The following is a 3489-nucleotide window of genomic DNA, read 5'->3' on the forward strand; positions in this document are numbered from 1 at the left end:
TTGACGCCAAGCCCTTGCTCGTAAAGCGAGCCTAAATTTGCGCAACCTAGCAAATACCCGCTATCGCAGGCTTTTTTGTAGAGCTTGGCGGCCTTTGGTTCGTCCTTTTTAACCCCTTCGCCTTTGCGGTATGCGACGCCCAAATTTACGCACGCGCGCACATACTCCCCGTCGCACGCCTTTTTAAACAGCGCGAACGCCTTTTTGTAGTTTTTGTCCAGGTCACACTCTTCAAGCTTGATGCCGATGTAGGCAAGGCCTAAGTTGTCGCAGCTCTCAAAATCGCCCGCGTCGCAATCTTTTTGCAGTCCGCTCGTATCGCACTCCGCCGAATTTAAAGAAACCGCCGTAAAAACGGCTAAAAATATAAATTTATTCATCTTGTATTTTAACGTCAAATTTGACGCGCCGTTTTGTAACGAGCGCAAATTTAAGTTCGAGCGACTGGGCAAATTTGGCGAAAGATTGCGCCCGTCAAAAGTCAAATTTGACCTGAATTTACGCCTTTTTGCTCTTTTTCTTGCCTTTGCTATCGGCCTCTTCGCCCTTAAACCACCCTTTTATCTTGTCCAAGATTCCTTCGTCTTCTTCTTCGTCGTAGCTCGCCTTGCCCGCCTTGATACCAAAGCTCTCTTGTAGCTGATTTAGTAGAGAGATTTGCTCGCCCGTTAGCTCTTTTGGCGTTTTTATGGTGATTTGCGCTACGAGTCTGCCGTATCTTTTGCTATTTACGTTTTTTACGCCAAGGCCGTCAAATACGAACTGCTGCTTATCCTTTGCGCCGACCGGTAGTTTTAGCTCGGTCGTGCCTTTTAGCGTCGGGATCGTGATCGTCTCGCCCAAAATCGCCTGCGTGAAAAATACCGGAATCTCGATATAAACGTCGCTTTCGTGACGCACGAAATGCTCGTCGGCTTCAACCTCGATATGCACGTACAGATCGCCTCTGGCGCCCGTTGAGGAGACGTTGCCCTTTTCGCTCACGCGCATGCGCATGCCGTCGTCGATGCCCTCGGGGATATTTACTTTGACGCTTTGGCGTTCTTCTTTGTAGCCGCTACCGCCGCAATCAGAGCATCTATCCTTGACCGTTTCGCCCGTGCCGTTACAGTACGGACACTCCTGCACGAAGCTCATAAAGCCCCTTTGCTGCGATATCCGGCCCCTACCCTCGCAGTGCGGACATACGTGCGTTTTGCCGTCTTTCGAGCCGCTGCCTTTGCAGGTCTGGCACGGTTTTTTGATCGTAAAATCTATCTCTTTTTCGGCGCCGAACACCGCTTCGTTAAATTTGATCCTAAGAGCTATCTCTAGATCGAGCGGATATTTGTCGCTGCTTCTTTTGCGGCTGCTTGCGCCAGAGCTAAATCCGCCGCCAAAAAACGAGTTAAATATGTCGCCCAAATCAAAATCCGCGCTAAACCCGCTAGAGCTAAAGCCGCCTCTGCCCTCAAGCCCGGCTTTGCCGTATCTATCGTATATCGCGCGCTTTTCCTCGTCGCCTAGCACCTGGTAGGCTTCGTTTACCTTTTTAAAATTTTCTTCTGCCTCTTTGTCGCCTTGATTGCGGTCCGGGTGGTACTTTAGCGCTAGTTTTCTAAATGCTTTTTTTATGGTTTCAGAGTCGCTATTTTTGCTGATTTCTAAAATTTCGTAGTAGTCTATTTCCACAAAATCTCCTAAAATTTTTAAATTTAAAGGGCGATTTTATCTTATTATTTATAAAAATTCAAAGCGGGGGAGAATTTTAAACGAGGATAGTAAATTCGGAAAAAAAATTTAACTTTTTTTGGTTATAATCATTTTCGTTAAATCTATTTGAAAGGCTTAAAATGATTAATGTTTTAATGATTGAAGACGATCCGGAATTCGCGCAAATCCTATCCGAGTACTTGAGCGATTTTAATATAAAAGTAACAAATTTCGAAGATCCTTATTTGGGACTAAGCGCCGGAGTAAAAAATTTCGACCTGCTTATCCTAGACCTTACCTTGCCTGGCATGGACGGCCTTGAGGTGTGCAAAGAGATCCGCAGCAAATACAACATCCCTATCATCATCTCTTCTGCTCGCAGCGACATCAGCGACAAGGTCGTGGGCCTGCAGCTAGGCGCGGACGACTATCTACCAAAACCGTACGATCCAAAGGAAATGTACGCGCGCATAATGAGCCTAATCCGCCGCTACAAAAAGACCAACGAAGTGCAAGAAGAGGTCGTAGATACGCTATTTAGGATAGACGAGCGCAGACACGAAATCTACTACAACAACGAAAGCCTAACGCTAACGCCGGCCGAGTATGAAATTTTGAGCTACCTTATCAAACAACATAGCTTTTCAGTCTCTCGCGAGCAGCTGGTTTATAACTGCAAAAGCCTAAAAGACAAGGACTCAAAGAGCCTAGACGTCATCATCGGCAGACTAAGAACCAAGATCGGCGACAGCTCAAAAGCGCCTAAACATATATTTTCGGTACGCGGAATAGGCTATAAACTCATAGGATGAGATACTCCTTAACCACGAAGATTTCGGTAGTTTTCGCGCTGGCGTTTTCGCTTGTTTGCATTTTATTCTACACGTTTGCGAGCATACAGCTAGATAACGCGTTAGAAAAGATAAAAAACAAGCAGCTAAACGCGATAAACTACCTCATCGCCTCATACGAAAAGTCAAATCCGCCTAGCGATTTGACTAATTATTTTAGAAATTTCGGACTAACCTACGTTAAAAGCGACAAAACCGTCGCAAACGTCATAAGCACCGGCAAGACGGTCTTTGCCAAGCAAACGCAGCTGGGGCTATTTCAGTCGCTGCTTTTTCAGGATAGTTTGTATCTGCAGATCAAAAATCCTTCGTTTCAAATTTTACTCGAAAGCGACGATACGAAAAACATAAACGACCCGATTTGGGTGGGTTTTATCCTCACGACGGCGCTTCTTGTATCGCTTTACGTTTCGGTGATGAAGTCGCTGATGCCGCTTAAAAAACTAAGCTCTGATATCAGGAAATTTGGCGCCGGAAATATGGACGTAAATATCGCCAAACCCGACTCCGACGACGAGATCGCCAAGGTCGCAATAGAATTTGACGCCGCAGCTAGCAAGATCAGGGAGCTTTTGCGCTCTAGGCAGCTGTTTTTACGCACGATCATGCACGAGCTAAAAACGCCAATCGGCAAAGGTCGTATAGTCTCTGAGATGGTGCAAAATCCTACACACAAAACGCGTTTGATAGCGATATTTGAGCGCCTTGATATGCTCATAAACGAGTTTGGCAAGATCGAGCAGCTACTATCCAAAAACTACGCGCTAAACTATCAGGAGTCGTACTTTTCAAACATCCTTGATCAGGCGCGCGACATGCTGATGCTCGATAAATTTGAAGAAAAAGTAGGCGTAGATATCCGCCGAGATATCTTGCTACGCGTGGATTTCGGGCTCTTTTCGCTCGCGATAAAAAATCTCATAGACAACGCCCTAAAATATGCCGA

Annotated in this window: 4 protein-coding genes; 2 read left to right on the top strand and 2 right to left on the bottom strand. The window is 46.0% G+C overall.

Features of this window, described 5'->3' with window-relative positions; translation table 11 throughout:
- A partial coding sequence (locus tag Q0338_RS02420) for a tetratricopeptide repeat protein (protein WP_298085370.1) occupies nt 1-398 on the bottom strand: 398 nt, incomplete at its 3' end.
- A gap of 100 nt (nt 399-498) precedes the next feature.
- Nucleotides 499-1671 (bottom strand): molecular chaperone DnaJ, encoded by a 1173-nt coding sequence (dnaJ, locus tag Q0338_RS02425; RefSeq protein ID WP_298085371.1) that lies wholly within the window; start codon nt 1669-1671, stop codon nt 499-501.
- A gap of 161 nt (nt 1672-1832) precedes the next feature.
- Here dnaJ and Q0338_RS02430 point away from each other — a divergent pair, with 161 nt between their 5' ends.
- A complete protein-coding gene (locus tag Q0338_RS02430; RefSeq protein WP_002948262.1) occupies nt 1833-2504 on the top strand; it encodes a response regulator transcription factor in 672 nt (223 codons plus the stop codon).
- On the top strand, nt 2501-3489 hold a 989-nt coding region (locus Q0338_RS02435; protein ID WP_298085372.1), incomplete at its 3' end, for an ArsS family sensor histidine kinase. The genes Q0338_RS02430 and Q0338_RS02435, both read left to right, overlap by 4 nt.

It is taken from the genome of uncultured Campylobacter sp. (assembly GCF_938018145.1).
In the GTDB taxonomy this organism is placed as follows: domain Bacteria; phylum Campylobacterota; class Campylobacteria; order Campylobacterales; family Campylobacteraceae; genus Campylobacter_A.

What these genes read in the sequence shown, in the direction of transcription:
- Q0338_RS02430 (WP_002948262.1), top strand. Translation starts at nt 1,833, where the DNA reads ATGATTAATGTTTTAATGATTGAAGACGATCCGGAATTCGCGCAAATC.